Origin of the sequence: Terrabacter sp. 2YAF2 (assembly GCF_052114705.1) — a bacterium.
Classification (GTDB): Bacteria; Actinomycetota; Actinomycetes; order Actinomycetales; family Dermatophilaceae; genus Terrabacter.
Map to the genome: position 1 here is coordinate 200,359 of NZ_JBFRFG010000007.1, position 15,250 is coordinate 215,608.

Annotated in this window: 14 protein-coding genes; 10 read left to right on the top strand and 4 right to left on the bottom strand. The window is 67.5% G+C overall.

Features of this window, described 5'->3' with window-relative positions:
• Positions 1-3 precede the first annotated feature (3 nt).
• From AB4030_RS11220 to AB4030_RS11235, 4 genes are all read left to right on the top strand, one after another.
• Complete coding sequence (locus AB4030_RS11220) at positions 4-792, top strand: carbohydrate ABC transporter permease (protein WP_442279303.1); 789 nt, start codon at positions 4-6, stop codon at positions 790-792.
• A 105-nt stretch (positions 793-897) separates the two neighbouring features.
• Complete coding sequence (locus tag AB4030_RS11225; protein WP_442279304.1) at positions 898-1,905, top strand: SDR family oxidoreductase; 1,008 nt, start codon at positions 898-900, stop codon at positions 1,903-1,905.
• 68 nt (positions 1,906-1,973) lie between these two features.
• Entirely contained in the window at positions 1,974-3,005 is a 1,032-nt protein-coding gene (locus AB4030_RS11230; RefSeq protein WP_442279305.1) for an aldo/keto reductase, read from the top strand.
• A gap of 108 nt (positions 3,006-3,113) precedes the next feature.
• Positions 3,114-4,118 (top strand): LacI family DNA-binding transcriptional regulator, encoded by a 1,005-nt coding sequence (locus AB4030_RS11235; RefSeq protein ID WP_442279306.1) that lies wholly within the window; start codon positions 3,114-3,116, stop codon positions 4,116-4,118.
• Between the two features lie 86 nt (positions 4,119-4,204).
• Here the strand turns inward: AB4030_RS11235 and AB4030_RS11240 are convergent, their stop codons facing one another.
• The 3 genes from AB4030_RS11240 to AB4030_RS11250 form a co-directional block, all read right to left on the bottom strand.
• On the bottom strand, positions 4,205-4,438 hold the full coding sequence (locus tag AB4030_RS11240) for a hypothetical protein (protein WP_442279307.1): 234 nt from the start codon (positions 4,436-4,438) through the stop codon (positions 4,205-4,207).
• Positions 4,439-4,563: 125 nt separating this feature from the next.
• Positions 4,564-6,186 carry a hypothetical protein gene (locus tag AB4030_RS11245; RefSeq protein ID WP_442279308.1) on the bottom strand — a complete coding sequence of 541 codons (1,623 nt, stop codon included), beginning with the start codon at positions 6,184-6,186 and terminating at the stop codon, positions 4,564-4,566.
• A complete protein-coding gene (locus AB4030_RS11250) occupies positions 6,179-6,607 on the bottom strand; it encodes a hypothetical protein (protein ID WP_442279309.1) in 429 nt (142 codons plus the stop codon). The genes AB4030_RS11245 and AB4030_RS11250 overlap by 8 nt, the downstream gene beginning before the upstream one ends.
• A gap of 556 nt (positions 6,608-7,163) precedes the next feature.
• Here AB4030_RS11250 and AB4030_RS11255 point away from each other — a divergent pair.
• From AB4030_RS11255 to AB4030_RS11280, 6 genes are all read left to right on the top strand, one after another.
• The gene (locus tag AB4030_RS11255; protein ID WP_442279310.1) at positions 7,164-8,198 is read left to right on the top strand and encodes a DUF4192 domain-containing protein; all 1,035 of its coding nucleotides are present in this window, start codon (positions 7,164-7,166) and stop codon (positions 8,196-8,198) included.
• A 105-nt stretch (positions 8,199-8,303) separates the two neighbouring features.
• Entirely contained in the window at positions 8,304-9,203 is a 900-nt protein-coding gene (locus tag AB4030_RS11260; RefSeq protein ID WP_442279311.1) for a hypothetical protein, read from the top strand.
• A 70-nt stretch (positions 9,204-9,273) separates the two neighbouring features.
• Positions 9,274-9,543, top strand: a complete 270-nt coding sequence (locus tag AB4030_RS11265; RefSeq protein WP_442279312.1) for a hypothetical protein — start codon at positions 9,274-9,276, stop codon at positions 9,541-9,543.
• Positions 9,544-9,859: 316 nt separating this feature from the next.
• Entirely contained in the window at positions 9,860-10,645 is a 786-nt protein-coding gene (locus AB4030_RS11270; protein WP_442279313.1) for a hypothetical protein, read from the top strand.
• 316 nt (positions 10,646-10,961) lie between these two features.
• Complete coding sequence (locus tag AB4030_RS11275; protein WP_442279314.1) at positions 10,962-11,561, top strand: recombinase family protein; 600 nt, start codon at positions 10,962-10,964, stop codon at positions 11,559-11,561.
• Between the two features lie 1,136 nt (positions 11,562-12,697).
• Entirely contained in the window at positions 12,698-13,084 is a 387-nt protein-coding gene (locus tag AB4030_RS11280; protein WP_442279315.1) for a hypothetical protein, read from the top strand.
• A gap of 627 nt (positions 13,085-13,711) precedes the next feature.
• Here the strand turns inward: AB4030_RS11280 and AB4030_RS11285 are convergent.
• On the bottom strand, positions 13,712-13,942 hold the full coding sequence (locus AB4030_RS11285; RefSeq protein ID WP_442279316.1) for a DUF7455 domain-containing protein: 231 nt from the start codon (positions 13,940-13,942) through the stop codon (positions 13,712-13,714).
• Positions 13,943-15,250: the final 1,308 nt, after the last annotated feature.

Consider the following 15,250-nt stretch of genomic DNA (forward strand, 5'->3'; position numbering starts at 1 on the left):
GGAATGGCAATCATCGCCTTCTTCTGCTTGGCGCCCTTCTACTGGATGCTGGTCTCGAGCTTGAAGGCGCCGGCCGCCATCTTCGACAACCGACTGGTGCCGAAGGACCCGTCATGGGTCAACTACGCAGCGGTCTTCGGGGACGAGAACAACTTCGGCCTTGCACTGCGCAACAGCTTGGTGGTCGCGGGGACGGCCACAGTGGTGTCCCTGCTGATCGGGGTCATGGCGTCCTATGCCCTGGCGCGGCTGCGGTTCCGGTTCAAGAACGTCGTGCTGGGCCTGTTCCTCGCGACGTCGATGTTCCCCGGCGTGGCCATCCTGAGCCCACTGTTCCAGCTGTTCGCCGACCTAGGCTGGATCAACACCTACCAAGCGATGGTGGTCCCCGACATCAGTTTCACCCTGCCGCTCGGGGTGTGGATCCTCACCGGCTTCTTCGTCGCCATGCCGTGGGAGCTCGAGGAGGCCGCGCGCATCGACGGCTGCACCCCAATCCAGGCGTTCCGGAAGGTGCTGCTGCCGCTGGCCGTCCCAGGCGTCTTCACCACGGCCATCCTCGTCTTCATATCGGCCTGGAACGAGTTCATGATCGCCAGCGCGATGACCCAGACCCCCGATGCGCAACCGGTCACCGTGGCCATCGCCAAGTTCACGGGCGACTCGCAGTTCGACCAGCCCTTCGGGACGCAGATGGCGGCCGGCGTCGTCGTCACAGTGCCGTTGGTGATCCTCGTGCTGCTGTTTCAGCGGCGCATCATCAGCGGCCTCACGTCCGGCAGCGCCAAGTAGCCACGAGTATGCCGCGAGCACGCGGCATACCCCCCGACGTCCGGGGCAGTGGGTGGGGACCCACTCGACGGCCCCGAGCACCAACACACCAGCGAGCGGAGCACCATGAACACGCAGCGAGTCCTCTTCATCGGGGGCACCGGCATCATCAGTACCTCCTGCGTCCACGAGGCGGTCTCCGCCGGGATGGAGGTGAGCGTCCTCAACCGCGGCGTTAGCACCGGCAACGGGCGGCGGCCGCTGCCCGCCGAGGTCACCGTCCACACTGCCGACGTGCGCGACCCGGCCATGGTGCGGGAGGCCCTCGGCGACACCACCTTCGACGTCGTCGTGAACTTCCTGGGGTTCACGCCGGAGCACATCCAACAGGACCTGGACCTCTTCGACGGACGCACGGGGCAGTACGTCTTCATCAGCTCCGCGTCGGCATACCAGACGCCGCCCACCCACCTTCCGGTGACGGAGTCGACGCCGCTGCGCAACCCCTACTGGGAGTACTCGCGCAACAAGATCGCCTGCGAGGACCTCCTCGTCGCCGCCTACCGCGCGAGCGGGTTCCCGGTGACGATCGTGCGGCCCTCGCACACCTACGACCCGACGATGGCCCCTTTCGACGGCGGCTGGACCGTGGTCGAGCGCATGCGCCAGGGCCGTGAGGTCATCGTGCCCGGCGACGGCACCTCGTTGTGGACCATCACCCACCACGAGGACTTCGCCCGCGCGTTCACCGGCCTGCTGGGCCGCCAGGCGGCCATCGGCGAGGCGTTCCACATCACGTCCGACGAGACGCCGACGTGGAACCAGATCTACACGACCGTGGCCCACGCCGCGGGCGTCGAGCCGCGCCTGGTGCACGTGCCGTCCGACGCGATCGCCGCCGCGGACGCCGAACTCGGCGCCGCCCTACTGGGCGACAAGGCCAACTCCATGGTCTTCGACAACAGCAAGCTGCGCACGATCGTCCCCGAGTGGCGCGCCCGAATCCCGTTCAGCCACGGCGCTCGCGAGATCGTCGCCTGGCACGACGCCGACCCCTCGCGCCGGGGGGTTGACGCCCGCTACGACGCCCTCTTCGACGCGCTGGCCGACCGCTTCCGCGTCAGCCCGAACTGACCGACGCCCCGTTTGACCCACCGCAGCTGACCCACCACAGCTGACCACCCAGATCAGGAGCCCCTTCCATGGACTACCGCCTCCTCGGCCGCAGCGGCTGCGCCGTCTCGGCCTACGCGCTCGGCACGATGACTTTCGGCAGCGAGACGGACGAGGAGACCTCCTTCGCCCAACTCGACGCCTTCGTCGAGGCGGGCGGCACGCTGCTGGACTGCGCCGACGTATACGGTGCCGGCGCGGCCGAGACGATCGTCGGGAGATGGCTGGCACAGCGTCCCGCAGACGTCGTCGATCGGATGGTCATTGTCACCAAGGGTCGTTTCCCGGCGACCTCCGTGTTCGGCGCCGAGGGCACCAGCCGGCGTCACCTGCGGCGCGCTCTGGAGGCGTCACTGCGCCGGCTGGGCCGCGGCCACGTCGACATGTACATGGTGCACTCCTGGGACCCGCTGACTCCGCTCGAGGAGACCCTGGGCTTTCTCGACGACGCCGTCCGGGCCGGCCTGATCAGCTACCCGGGCCTGTCGAACTACCTGGGCTGGCAGGTCCAGAAGGCCGCTGACCTCGCACAGGCCCGTGGGCTCGCGGCACCGGTCGCGCTCCAGCCCAGCTACAGCCTGCTAGTGCGCGAGATCGAGTGGGAGATCGCACCGGCCGCCGCGCACAACGGTCTCGGCCTGCTGTGCTGGTCGCCGCTGGGCGGGGGCTGGCTGACCGGCAAGTACACCCAGGACCACCGACCGGTGGGCGCCACCCGCCTCGGTGAGGACCCGGGCCGCGGGCTGGAGGCCTACGACCGCCGTGCCGCCAACCCCCGGACCTGGCAGGTCCTCGAAGCCGCGGCCAAGGTGGCTGCCGACCGAGGGGCGACGATGGCGCAGGTCGCCCTCGCCTGGGTCGCCCAGCGACCCGGCGTCTCCAGCGTGCTCCTTGGCGCCCGCTCCGTGCCGCAGCTGCTGGAGAACCTTGGCGCGGCGGAGCTGACCCTCAGCGCCGAGGAGATGGAGCACCTCACCGCGGTCTCCGCGCCAGACGCCGCGCCGTGGCCGTACGGTGCCGACGGCGTCGAGCAGCGCACCCGTGACCTGCCGCAGCGCTGACGGGGCCCGTCCGCCCGTGAGGAAACCTATGATCCGAGCAGGGGGCCAAGCCGGCCCCACCACGAGCTCAACCCCGCGCTCCGTCTGCCCTGAGGGGAGGAAGTGCCCATGGGCGTGACCGTAAAAGACGTCGCGAAGGCGGCCGGCGTGTCCACCGCGACGGTGTCCCGGGCGCTGCGGGGGTTCGACACGGTGGACCCCGCGACGCGCGAGCACGTCCTGCGCACGGCCGAGACGCTCCACTACGTGGGGTCTCCGGCCGCGGCAGCGCTGACCACCGGGCGAATGAACAGCGTCGGCATCATCACGCCGTACATCTCCCGGTGGTCCTTTGCCCGAATGCTGAGCGGCATCGAGCGCGAGCTGCGCGCCTCGGACCTCGATGTCGTCCTCTACTGCCTCGGCGACCCGAGCGACCCCCACCCCGCGCCGCCCATCCAGCGCCTCCGGAAGCGGGTCGACGGCTTCATCGTCATGTCGGTCGCGGCCGAGAGCCCCGATTTGCGTGGCCTCTTCGAGCTCGACGTGCCTGTGAGCCTGATCGGCAGCTCCGCCGAGGGGGCGTCAAGCGTCATGATCGACGACACCGCCGGCGCCCGGACCGCCACCGAGCACCTCATCGGGCTGGGCCACCAGCGCATCGGCCTGATCTACGGCCGGGAGAACCGTGACCCGCTCGTCCTCGAGCGTCCGCGGTACCTCGGGTTCGTGGCAGCGTTGGAGGAGGCTGGACTGACCGTCGATCGCACCCTTGAGGAGGCCGGTCACTTCACGGTCAGCGGCGGGGCCGAGGCGATGCGGCGCCTCCTCAAGGCACCGGAACCGCCAACGGCCGTCTTCGCGATGTCGGACGAGATGGCCTTCGGTGCCATCAGCGCCCTGCGGGAAGCCGGGCTCGAGCCGGGGCAGGACCTCGCACTGGTTGGCTTCGACGGCCACGACATGGCCCAGTTCTTCGGCCTCACCACGGTGGTCCAGCCCCTCGAGGACCTCGGCGCGCACGCCGCCCGCAGATTCGTCGAGGCACTCGCCCGTCCGGGGCGGCCGCCGATCCACTCGGTGCTCCCGACCGAACTCGTTGTGCGCCACTCCTCGACCGGGTCTCCGGTCTAGCGAAGGACCCGAAAGGACCAGTTGGCATCACCCTCAGGAAGCGACCCTCGGCCGGTGAACCGCGATGGTCCTTCGAGTCCTTGGCGTCAGCCAACTCTCGTCAGCAGCCCTGCCGACAGCCACTGCTGCACAAGGACGCGGTCGGGCTCGATCAGGTAGGCGACCAGCGCGAACCACGCACCGTCGCGCTGCTGCCACTCGACGACGATGCCGGGGTGGGGGCCAGGAGCGTCGGGGCCGCCGCGGACCCAGCAGTGCCGTCGGCTCGGTGGGACGGGCGGGATGGGGTGCTCGTGCCCCCGTCCTGATCCGCCAGCCATGGCAACAGTGTGGCGCATTCTAGAACTGGTGTTCGACTCGTCGGCGAGGACATGCTCCAAACTTGACCACTAATAGGGATGGTGGTCGGCCAGTGCGTGTGGGTGTTGCAGGGAGGTGCGTTGGGTCAAGCGCCGCAGATCCCGGAGTAACTAGCCGCCACCCCCTTCGGAGTCGTGTCGCACAGCTCGATGGGCGGGATGCTGCTGTACGTCGACTCGCCCTTGTATCCACCGCCAACCATGACCGTGCCAGGCACGGAGTTCCTCCACAGGTCGAGGTAGTCGCCGACGTTGCCCCAGACGCGGGGAGAGGTCTGCTTCCAGTAGCTGTCTGGGATCGGGGATTGGGCGCCGCTGCCGTCGTTGGGGACGTAGTACGCGCGGGTGACGGTGACGCGCAGCTTGGACCCGACCACCGCCCAGGTCCCGTCGGCCATCTGGGAGCAGGAGTCGTTCGGCAACCATCCGCTGCAGCCCCAATTCAGGATGGTGGCGGTGCCGTCCTTGCGCAGTTTGAGGTTGAAGTCGTGCCGCCCGTACTCCTGCACCGGGACAGGGGTCGCCACCTGCGTGGTGGGGACCAAGGTTACGGTGCGCGCGTACCGTGACCCGGTGCGCTCAGCCCAGTAGTTGAGGCCGTCGAATAGCGGCCCAGTCACGGCCAAGACCATGGTGGCACGGCCCACGATCTTGCCGGCGAGCTGACCGGGGTTGGCCCTCCCTCGCTTGAGCAGGTAGAGCCCCAGCTGGCGGGCGACGCCTTCATCCACGGTCGAAAGGCAGCTGATGGCGGCCTTCGCGGCGCCGCCTGCAGTCTTGGCACCGCGTAGGTCGACTGCGCACTTCGCGAGCACGATCGCGGCGACGACGGGTCCCTCGGCCTTGGTCATCAGGTCGGTGCCGACCAGGGATCCGAGAGTGCCGGTCAGGAACCCGAGGGTGTCCTGCGGGGTGAGCTCGAGGACAGGGTTCGTCCCGGCAGACCGGCCTTGGGTCTCACTGAAGCCGACGTCGATCTCCTCGCCCGCGTTCACGAACTGGTTTCCAGCCACGACGGCTCGCCCGGACGCGGCGAAGATGGCGTCGAGCCCGCTGAGGGCGTTCAGGATGTCCTGACGGGCGGAAGGGTCGTTGCCGCTGTTCCACGTCCACACGGACGTGGTGGGGCTTGTCCAGGTGAAGCCGAAGCCCCGGTTGACTCGCGCCTTGACCACGACGGTGGTCGCGTCCTTGGGGTCCTGGCCGGTGCAGAACAGGATGGGGTTGTTCCGGTTCGCTTGGATGGTGATGACGTCCTTGACCCAGGTGGGCCGGGGGCTGGTGCAGGTCGGCGCGTCCACACGCGTGTCGAACACCTTCCCGACCTGGTAGTACGCCCAGTCGGCGGCCGAGGTTGCTGCGTTCGTCACCACCTGCGTGGTGCCGGAGACGAAGTCGTCCCACAGGGACAGGTGGTGCACCGTGGCTGACACGCTGGTGCGGTCGGGGGACAGGGTGCTGGGGACAGCGACCCAGGTCTGCCAGGTCGGATCGAAGTACGCGAGTGTGGCTGCTGCGCCGGCGGGCAGCGGGTGGTTGTACCTGCGGGTGATGGTGACGCCGGCGGGGCCTACGGGTCCGCTGCTGGTGATCTCGATGGGCTGGCCGACTGCGACCGGGAGCTGGGCTGCGAGCGCGACCGCTTCCGTCTTGGGCGTGCCGACCAGGGGCTCGGCCGTGACGGTCGCCCGGTGGGTGGCGTCACCCACCAAGGCCACCGTGGTGCGCCCGCTGGTGACAGACCCCGGGGTGGCCGATGGGGCAAGTGCGGTGGACACCGTCGTTCTGGGCCTCACCGGACTCTGCTGGGGGCGCTCGGCTGTCGGGGAACTGCTGCACCCGGTCACGGTGAGCACTGCGGCCGCGGTCAAGGTCACGACGGAACGGTGGATGCGGCGCCTCGCGCTGGCATTTCCCCTGCTCACAGTTGGTCATCGTGCCACTGTCCAACTGGAGGTGGTGGACGTATCGCTCAATGTCCGCCCGTGTGACGGTCAGCGGCTCGTACGCCTGAACGTCGCACCAGTCGAGGTACCGGCCGAGGTAGTACGTGTAGAGCTGCCGTGCGCCGCCGACGTAGGGCAGCAGGTACTCATCGCGAAGGACTTGCACATCCGGGTTGAGGGCCATCTCCCCGATGGAACTCCCCCTGAGACGGCCGGTGCCAGAGGCGGCGACGGCCCCTTTCAACGGAGACTCGAGCACAGGTCCCATTCCGCGGCCCTGACTCGACTGATACAGATCCCAGCGGCCTACGTGCCGTCGAAGGTGCTCGGCCTAGGGCTGTTGCCCACGCGAGCTCGCCTGCGCCAGGCGTCAACCATCCTTGCTTCGGACTCGCGGTGTTCCTCGGCCATCGCGACCGAGGCGGCTTCTGCTCGAGCAGACCAGGCCGACCATGTCCGTCGCCACTGCTGCCACCGCTGCTGGAGTCTGCTCATGCACCTTCCGTAGAGTCGTCGGCCGCTCCACCGCTGTTTCCCCGCCGCTACCGGCATGGTCGAATCACCATGTGCGGCAACGGAATTGGATGGTAAAATGAGTACCACGAGGCATCGGGATAACCACGTCCACCACCAGCGGACTGGAGAAACCCCCTCGCACAGAGTTCGCGAAGGGCCCGTCACATCGGTGGCGGGCCCTTTCGCGTGCCCGGAATCCGCCGGGCCTCACCGAAAGGAAGACCATGACCGCACCACCCATCAAGCTACGCAGTCCCGCCGAGCTGCTCGCCGTCATCCCACACTTGCTCGGTTTCGAGCCCCGCCAGTCCATCGTCGTTCTGGCACTGAAGGACAACAAGATCGACCTGACCCAGCGCATGGACCTGCCGGACCCCAACCGCGTCGACGAGGTGGCACTGGCGCTACAGCGTCACGTCCTCAAGGAGAAGGCTGCAGCCGCCCTCCTTGTTGGTTACGAGAACACGGCCGGCGACTCCCGGCCCCTCATTGAGGCACTCGGCGAGCGACTTCGCGCCCAGGACGTGTCAGTGCGTGACCGGATCATCGTCCACGACGGACGTTGGCGCTCGCTCGACTGCACCGACCCCTCGTGCTGTCCGCCACAAGGCACCGCGGTGCCGCCGCCAGCAGAGGCGTCATCCGTGCTCGCCGAGTTCGTCGGGGTGGGTAGCGCTCCACTGGCCGACCGGCGTGCCCTCGCGGAGCAGCTCAAGCCCGCCCCGGCCGCTGCCGACGTCAACGAGCTGCTCAGGCACGAGCGAACGGCACCAACGTTGCTGACGGGCAGCCGAAGCCACCGACTCGCCGAGGTCTGGAGTCGGGTCCTCACGCGGCCGACCGGCGCGCTGCGCATCGCGGACGCCGCGGTCGCGCTGCAGTCCCTGCAGGACGTGCCGACCCGAGATGGGATCGCGGCAGTGCTAATCCCTAACGGCCTTAAGCTCGAGATCCTGCCTCAGGACACCCAGGCGCTGGTCCTGCAGTGCCGCAAGGCCGTTCGCACAGCCGAAGATACCCAGGACGTGGACCTGACGACCGGCGCGATCAAGTCCCGCCTCATCGGCCTGTGCCAGCACGCGACCGACGAGCACGCCGCGCCCGTGCTGACCCTGACCGGTACCTACTCGTGGTGGCACGGCGACGGAGCCCTCGCCCGGGTGGCCCTCGACCGGGCACTGCGGTGCGACCGGGACTACCGGCTGGCCCAGTTGCTCCGGCTGATGCTCGACGAGGGCATCCGCCCCGAACGCCCCTGACCCACAACACCACTCGGAAACCGAGGCCTGCCGCACGACGCGGCGGGCCTTTCTCATGCCCGGACGCACCCACGCTGCCGGGCTTCAACCAGAAGGAGATCCACCGTGTCCACCGCCACACCCATCGACGGGCGGCTCTACGCCGTCCCCGCCCCGCCACAGCAACAACGGTTCGCGCTCCTGCTCCGCCTCCGACAAGCCGCCAGACGCGCCCTCGACACCATCCTCGCCCTGCCTCGCGGCGCGGCCGGCTGGGTTCTGCGACAGGCCCGCACCGTCCTGTCCGCGCTCGGCGGCAACCCCGCGCTGCAACGCCTCGGCGCGCGGCTGACCAGCCTCGGTGACCTGATCAGGTCCGTCGGGCCCGTCACGGCCGCCGCCGCGATCTTCAGCATCCCCGCCGTCTGGAGGGGGACAGTCCGGGTCGGACGTTTCTTCGGCTCAAAGATCGCCGCCGGCGCGAAGGCGCTGTGGCAGCAGACACGCTCGCTGCTCGGCATGTGCGGACCGACCGGCTCCCGCATCGCGACGGGACTCGCCAACGCCGGCACCGCCGTACGGCGCCTGTTCGTCGCAGTCGCCGCCCACCGAGTCTCGCAGGCCGTAGGCCGGGCGGTCACGTCCCTGGCAGTTCTGGTCCGGCCGGTCAGCCAGTCCACCGTCTTGCACCGCCTCCTGGGCGGGCTCGTCGGCGGCTCGTGGCTGCGCTGGGGCGTCCAGCTGCTCCTGCTGCCGCTGGTCCTCGCTCCGAGCGTGCTCGTCGACCTCGTCGCCGGACTCCGCACTGCTTCAACATCATCGGCGCGTTCATCGTCACAGCCAGCACAGCGCTCCACGCCGTTCGCCACTGAGCCTTCGACGAACATGGGCGACGAAGGGTGGCCGCCGGCCGAGCCGGACGGACACGAGGTGTGGGCTGAAGGGTTCGAGCCCCGCAACCGGGCCGAGCGGCGCGCCGCGCAGCAAGCCCAGTCCCACGCTCGGCGCACCCGCGCCCGGCACTGACTATCCGCACCACTGCAGGAGGCTCGCCGGTTCCTCGGCGGGCCTCCTGCCCTGTCTCAGAGGAGAACCCATGATCATCGTCATGTCCGTGGCCGCCGCAGCGGCCCTCACCGTCGTGGCCTACGCCAAGCTCCGAGAGCACGAGCCCGAGACGGCGACGGCGGGCCTACGCGCGGTCCGTGACCTCGCCGACGTCGTCCTCGTGTGCGTCAAGGCCGTCGAAGGCGTCGTCGCCGTCCTGTCCCGGCCCTCGAGCCCCAACAACGGAGCCCCATCTCGCCGTTGGTCCTTCCGCCCCGACTACGGCAGCAGCTACGACCTCGAGGACGAGCCGCTGTGAACGGCACCCAGGCCAGCCTCGCGGTGTCCAGCAAGGTAGACCACCATCCAGACGACGCGCTCCCGTGCCCCTGATCGGAATCATCCAGAATCAGCGGATTGCCCGAGTTTATCTCGCTCGTTGGAAAGAGATCGTGACGATGGGACTCAGCCAGATGAAAAGGGCATTGAACCCAAATTGCAGGCGTACGCCTCGCTTCCGCACCCCAAGTAGGCGAAACAAGCACATTCTCCTGCTCGACTGGTACTAGCCTCGAATTCCTGGACATGCCTTCGACCGGCAGAAGACTTGGACTCCGTCAAGAACAGGGGCGGCCGTGAGCATCAAGGATCACCCGGTGTGGATCGCCGCGGCAGTTGTCGCTGGCTTCGGGACTGCTTGGTGGGGCGGGGACCTGCGCCATGCGGCGTGCTCCAACGCCCCGCTCTACGGTTCAATGGTGGCTACGCCACCAATTTGCGCGGCAAGTGATCTGCGCATCCCTGACGTTGAGGCGAAGGACTTCATAGATACGTTCCTGGGTCGAGCTGGAGCGGCGCGGCCCGACGAAGCCTGGAAGATGCTGGACAAGCCAGTGCAGGATGAAATTGGAAAGGAAACGTTTCTCAGGGACTGGACCAATATTCTCTGGGCTGAGCGCCTAGGACCTATCCGGCCTGGTGCTAATCACAATACATACATCGTCCACTACCGCACCTTTCCCGGCAAATCCAATGAGGCGTCGCGAGGTCAAGTGGTTGAGTATCAAGTCACGGTAAGCCTTGGCTTGACAGACCAAAACAAAGTATTGATGACCGGGATATCCCTACCGGACTATGTGACGGGGTATGAATTGTCGTACCTTGCGATTTCTCCCATGAAAAGCGCGAACACCTTCAACCGCATCACAACCACCTCAAGGGTCGCTTACCGCGCCCCGGCCGGCAGTCTTCTTCGCGCCCTGTGTCAGACCGAGGACCAGTCAGGTGCCCTCTGGATTCGCACTCCACTCGGCTGGATTCAAGGCGAGGACATAAGTCCAACTGCGGATGCAACCGAAATCGTCCGATGTGACGGCCACCATGCAGATTCAGCCACCCGTGCCGAGCTGCCGCAGTACTAGCCACCGCGGCGCCCTCTAGTTATGCCTGCACGTGTGCTGCAGCACGAGTCCGTTTGGCGTGCGCTCCACTCCACCGCCTCCTCGCGGTTGCTTCGGCAGCCCACGCTCTTCGACCGAGCGACCTAATTCCCGTCGCGGCAGGACTATGGCTCGAACACCGGACTGCTGGTCGAAGGGCTCCAAACTCTTGGTCGCAGCAAGAATGGAGCGCACAAACGAGCGGTTCTGAGACGCCCCGCCACCAGCCCTGGTGGCGGGGCGTTCTGCTGCCCCACAACCCATCTCCAGATTCAACGTCTCAGAAGGAGGCTCAACCATGAGAAGTGAGACACCCAACGCCGGCTACCTCGTCGGGTACGCCCGCGTCTCGACGCTCGAGCAGGATGCAGCCCTGCAACGGGACGCGCTCGAGGCCGCTGGTTGCCAACGCATCTTCACCGACCAGGCGTCGGGGAAGCTCGAACATCGACCGGCCCTCGACGCGATGCTCGACCAGCTCCGCCCCGGAGACACCGTGGTGGTGTGGAGGCTCGACCGGCTTGGCCGCAGCCTGCGGCACCTCATCGACACGGTCCAGATGCTCGAGGGCCGCGGCGTCGCCTTCCGCAGCGTCACCGAGAGCATCGACACCTCGACCCCCGGTGGGAAGCTCATCTTCCACGTCTTCGGCGCCTTGGCAGAGTTCGAGCGTGACCTGATCCGCGAACGGACCATGGCCGGCCTTGCAGCAGCCCGCGCTCGTGGACGCAACGGCGGCCGACCAACGGTGTGGACGCCGGAGAAGTTGAACGTTGCCCGGAGCATGTACGAGAGCCGGGAGCACGACGTCGCTGCCATTGCACGCGTGGTCGGCGTGAGTCGAGCGTCCGTGTACCGAGCCCTGGGGCAGTCCAATCCAGACCCACCGAGCCCATGACCGTCTCTGGCCGGCTCCACTCGTCCTCCGGACGGGCGGGGCCGGCCAGGCGGCCTTTTTTTTGCGTTGAGGCGCAGTTCTTCGGCGTGCCCAACTGGGGTGACGAGCGGCTCGATCTGGCGACAGCTGTGAGATGTGAGACCGCATAGGCCCTTCGACTGTCGACCATCAGAGGACATGAGTGCCCAGATGCCTGGGGGTGTGTCGACAGGCGGCAGGCTGAGGCAGCCGTCCCGCCCCCAAGTCCAATGCCGTCGGGCGCGGGCAGCGCAGGATCGGGTCGCCTCGTACGCAACGTCACGCCCTTGTCCAGGGGGCATCCGTGACGACCGCGACCACGACCGACCCCTAAAGGGGATCGGGTCGTGGTCGTGGACCCAGTCTTCGTCAGTGGTGTCCATACGTCCGGACATGCCGATGTGAGGACGTTTTGCAATGCGCCATGCACTAGCGCCTTCGGGGCGGCTGGGCGCTGCCTCTCCCACTACCGGGCGCCTGGTCAACGCCGTGGCTCTGCGTGAACTGCCGAACGGGTTAGATCAACCTCTTGGGAGGACCGCTCGGTCCATACCGAATCAACACGAAGATGTACCAGAGGTTGATGGCAATGCCGGGACCGAAAGCCAACAGCATCCAGGGGCTGAATCGCACCGCCGCCACCAGCGTGATGACTACCAGCCCCGCGGTAAGCAAGATCCGCAGCCCCAGCACGAGACGCCATCAGCGAGGCGAGAGATTGCTGGCTGACACGGGCACTCCCTGGCGGGCTCCAAGATCGCTGATCAGTATTGACGCTAAACAGTTGCACAGTCTTCTCCGCAATGTCAGGAAATGCTGCGCTGCAGACGAACACCCGACCCTGTCGGTGGCGGCGCCTCGTCCGGTGAGGGGGCGCCTGCCTCGCCCGTCCGGCTCAACGCAAGCTAAGGGCCCGTGCGATCCCCCGCGGCCTTCGAGTGCAGTTCGCTGCCGCGTCGACAGCGAGAGCGCCTCGGCTCACCAGGGGCCCACAAACCCCAGCAGGCCCGGGGAAACGGCAGACTGAAGGTAGCCGATCGCACTCAGGAGACGTCATGCCGGGACAAGGACAGCCGAGCTCCGCCCGGCGCCGATGGGCCATCGCATGGATCGTGCGTGTGGCGTTCGTGGTCGTCGTCGCCGCGGCGGCCTGGCTCGCAAACCGGGTCTTCGACTCCGGCTGGGTCGCCCTGGCCGTGGGCTGCCTCGTCCTCACGACGCCCTGGACTCTCTACCTGCTCATCACGCATGGCCAGCCCCAAAGCGGGCAGGCAAAGCAGATGGCCGCGACGACTCCACGCGAGACGTCTGACGCCTCGGACGTCTCGGCAGCCCGGCGGGCGGCCTACCGGAAAGTCCGACAGGACCTCTTTCCACTGGCCAGCCGCCCGGAGCTGCTCTGGAAGCCTTTGGCCGGTGCTCGGGAGGTCTGGGAGCGAAGCGACCCGACGCCGCCGTCCAAGGATGTGAATGGAGGATACGGGCCGACTGCTCCTCCTCAGTGAGGGCATCAGGCGCTGAATCGGATCGCACGCACATGCCGCAAGTCGCACGGCTTGCGCTCAGTTCAGCCCGCATGTCCGCGCAACCTTTCGCTGCCTCCAAGTGTGGGAGGGTCGTGACGTCACATCCGCTGTGCCGGCTGAGGCGCGGAGTCGCCCTCCTGTTCCTTCTGTATGCCGTGACAACCTGCGCGACGCCGGCATCTGTCACTCCGGTGACATTCCATGAAGGAGTCGCTTCGGGGACCGAGGCGACAACGATCACCTTGTCGGCCGAGGGATGCCGACGACAGCCCTACGGCTCACGCATCTCGGAATCGGCCGACCAAGTGCGGGTTGCACTGAGTGCCGTCCCGCCCGCCGGGGAAGCCGCGCCGTCGTGCAGTGATCTGGTCGTAGTGCGTCTCGAACGCCCGATAGGAGGCAGGGCGCTGGTGGACGCCAGCACCGGGCGCCAGGTGCCTCTAGTTCACAGAGTCGTCGGCCGCAGGTCGTAGCCGGGACGATGTCCCTGAACCACCCTCAAACGACGCTCCTCGACGTCCGATTTGCCGCGATCCGAGCGATAGACCCGACCGCGCAGGTCAGGCCCCGGAAAGGGCTACCCTGCGGCACGGGTTGTCGCCGGGCTCAGTTCGCGGACGGGCTCGGCATCGGGTTGATGAGCTCGCGCTCGTCGGCCTCGACGACGTGAGCCTTCTCGATCAGGGCGGGCTCGTGGAGCTTGAAGTGGTGCCCGCACCACAGCAGCTTGAGGCCCTCGGGGCTCCGCGTCTGCGCGTAGGCCCGCGAACCGCACCGGTCGCACCGGTCCGTGATCCTCAGCTGGCGGATGGGGGTCTTTATGACGGCGGCGCTCATGGCGCTCCTTCCCGGCGGTGCGAAGTGGACGGCGCCCGCTCAGCGAACCTGAGTTGTCGATATTCGTTGTCCAACTCCACCGTGGCCGCGCCCACAGCGAGGGCAATCACGACGGACCCCCTGGCCTCCTGTCCATACCCCCTTCACGCTCTCCCCGGGCCACTCACGCGCTGTGCGACCCCGGTCTGCAGTCGTCCGTGGCGGGCGAATCCGCATATGTCCGACGGGCTGCGGAACCGCCGGATTCGCCTGCAACTCCAGCGGAGACGGTATCGGCCTGGTGCCAGCTCGCCCGGCTGCGACCCCGCGCTGTTCGCGCTGACGACAGGGGCCGACGGGCGGCGCGTGCCCTGCGAGAAGCGAAAGCAGGCTCGGCGATGCCCTCGCCCTCGCAGCCCGCTGGAAGGGAGCGCCACGCGGGAAGGCATGACCCGCCCACCCTGGACACCACTCGCCCCACGCGTGAACGCGAGTCCGCGCGAACGTACGGAAATGCCGCGGGCGGTGAAACCGATCGTGTCCATGACAGGGCGTTGATCATCTTCGCGCTTGAAAGGCAGATCCCTCCGATGGCTCGCTACCCTCGCCTGAGAGCGGAAGCGTTGGGGGGAACATGGGAGACGGATCTCGTTGGCAGCGTTGGGGACGCTGGCCCTACCAAGTGTTGGGTTGGGGGTTGCTGCTGTTGCCGTTGGGAATCCGGTTCCTGCGAAGCATAGGCCCCGCCTCCGCTGCACTTTCGGTTGTGGGCTTGATGTGCACAGTCGCTGGGTTGATCCTCGTGGTTGGCCCGTGGTGGCATCGCAACCGTCGAGCTCAAGACGAGGAGATTCGTCGCAACCCCACCGGTAAGCCGGTCCCGATGGAAGAGCGTCTAGCCGCCGTCAGCTACCCCCGCGCCCGCTGGGCGTTAAGCCTGTTCACGACCTTGGCCCTCGCCGCCGCAACAGTCTGGGCAATCTATGAGACGGCTACGCAGCACAAAAGTGCGTACGTCGCATTCGCGATCCTCTTCTTCGTCCCGGTCCCGGTCTTTGCTTGGATCGCTTGGCGAACACGTGCTTTGAGGCACGGCCGGCCGTCGCCGTAGCGGGGCGCGGCATCCACTCTTGGTGGACGTGAGTGGGGCGTGAGTGCTCCTTCGCGGCCGTGGGTTCGTCCGGACATCAGCGTGAGGTGTTTAGCGTCAAGGGCTGAGCGGGTGCCGGTGTCCTCGTCGTCGGTCCCTGCATAGCTAATCGAGGTCGTGCTCGGCAGCGTGTGATCGGGTTGTGTCGACGACGGGACGGGGCGGCCTGCGATGTCCGA

Bases quoted from the DNA above. Each gene is read 5' to 3' on its own strand.
- AB4030_RS11220 (WP_442279303.1), top strand. From the start codon at position 4: ATGGCAATCATCGCCTTCTTCTGCTTGGCGCCCTTCTACTGGATGCTG.
- AB4030_RS11225 (WP_442279304.1), top strand. From the start codon at position 898: ATGAACACGCAGCGAGTCCTCTTCATCGGGGGCACCGGCATCATCAGT.
- AB4030_RS11230 (WP_442279305.1), top strand. From the start codon at position 1,974: ATGGACTACCGCCTCCTCGGCCGCAGCGGCTGCGCCGTCTCGGCCTAC.
- AB4030_RS11235 (WP_442279306.1), top strand. From the start codon at position 3,114: ATGGGCGTGACCGTAAAAGACGTCGCGAAGGCGGCCGGCGTGTCCACC.
- AB4030_RS11240 (WP_442279307.1), bottom strand. From the start codon at position 4,438: ATGGCTGGCGGATCAGGACGGGGGCACGAGCACCCCATCCCGCCCGTC.
- AB4030_RS11250 (WP_442279309.1), bottom strand. From the start codon at position 6,607: ATGGCCCTCAACCCGGATGTGCAAGTCCTTCGCGATGAGTACCTGCTG.
- AB4030_RS11255 (WP_442279310.1), top strand. From the start codon at position 7,164: ATGACCGCACCACCCATCAAGCTACGCAGTCCCGCCGAGCTGCTCGCC.
- AB4030_RS11265 (WP_442279312.1), top strand. From the start codon at position 9,274: ATGATCATCGTCATGTCCGTGGCCGCCGCAGCGGCCCTCACCGTCGTG.
- AB4030_RS11275 (WP_442279314.1), top strand. From the start codon at position 10,962: ATGAGAAGTGAGACACCCAACGCCGGCTACCTCGTCGGGTACGCCCGC.
- AB4030_RS11285 (WP_442279316.1), bottom strand. From the start codon at position 13,942: ATGAGCGCCGCCGTCATAAAGACCCCCATCCGCCAGCTGAGGATCACG.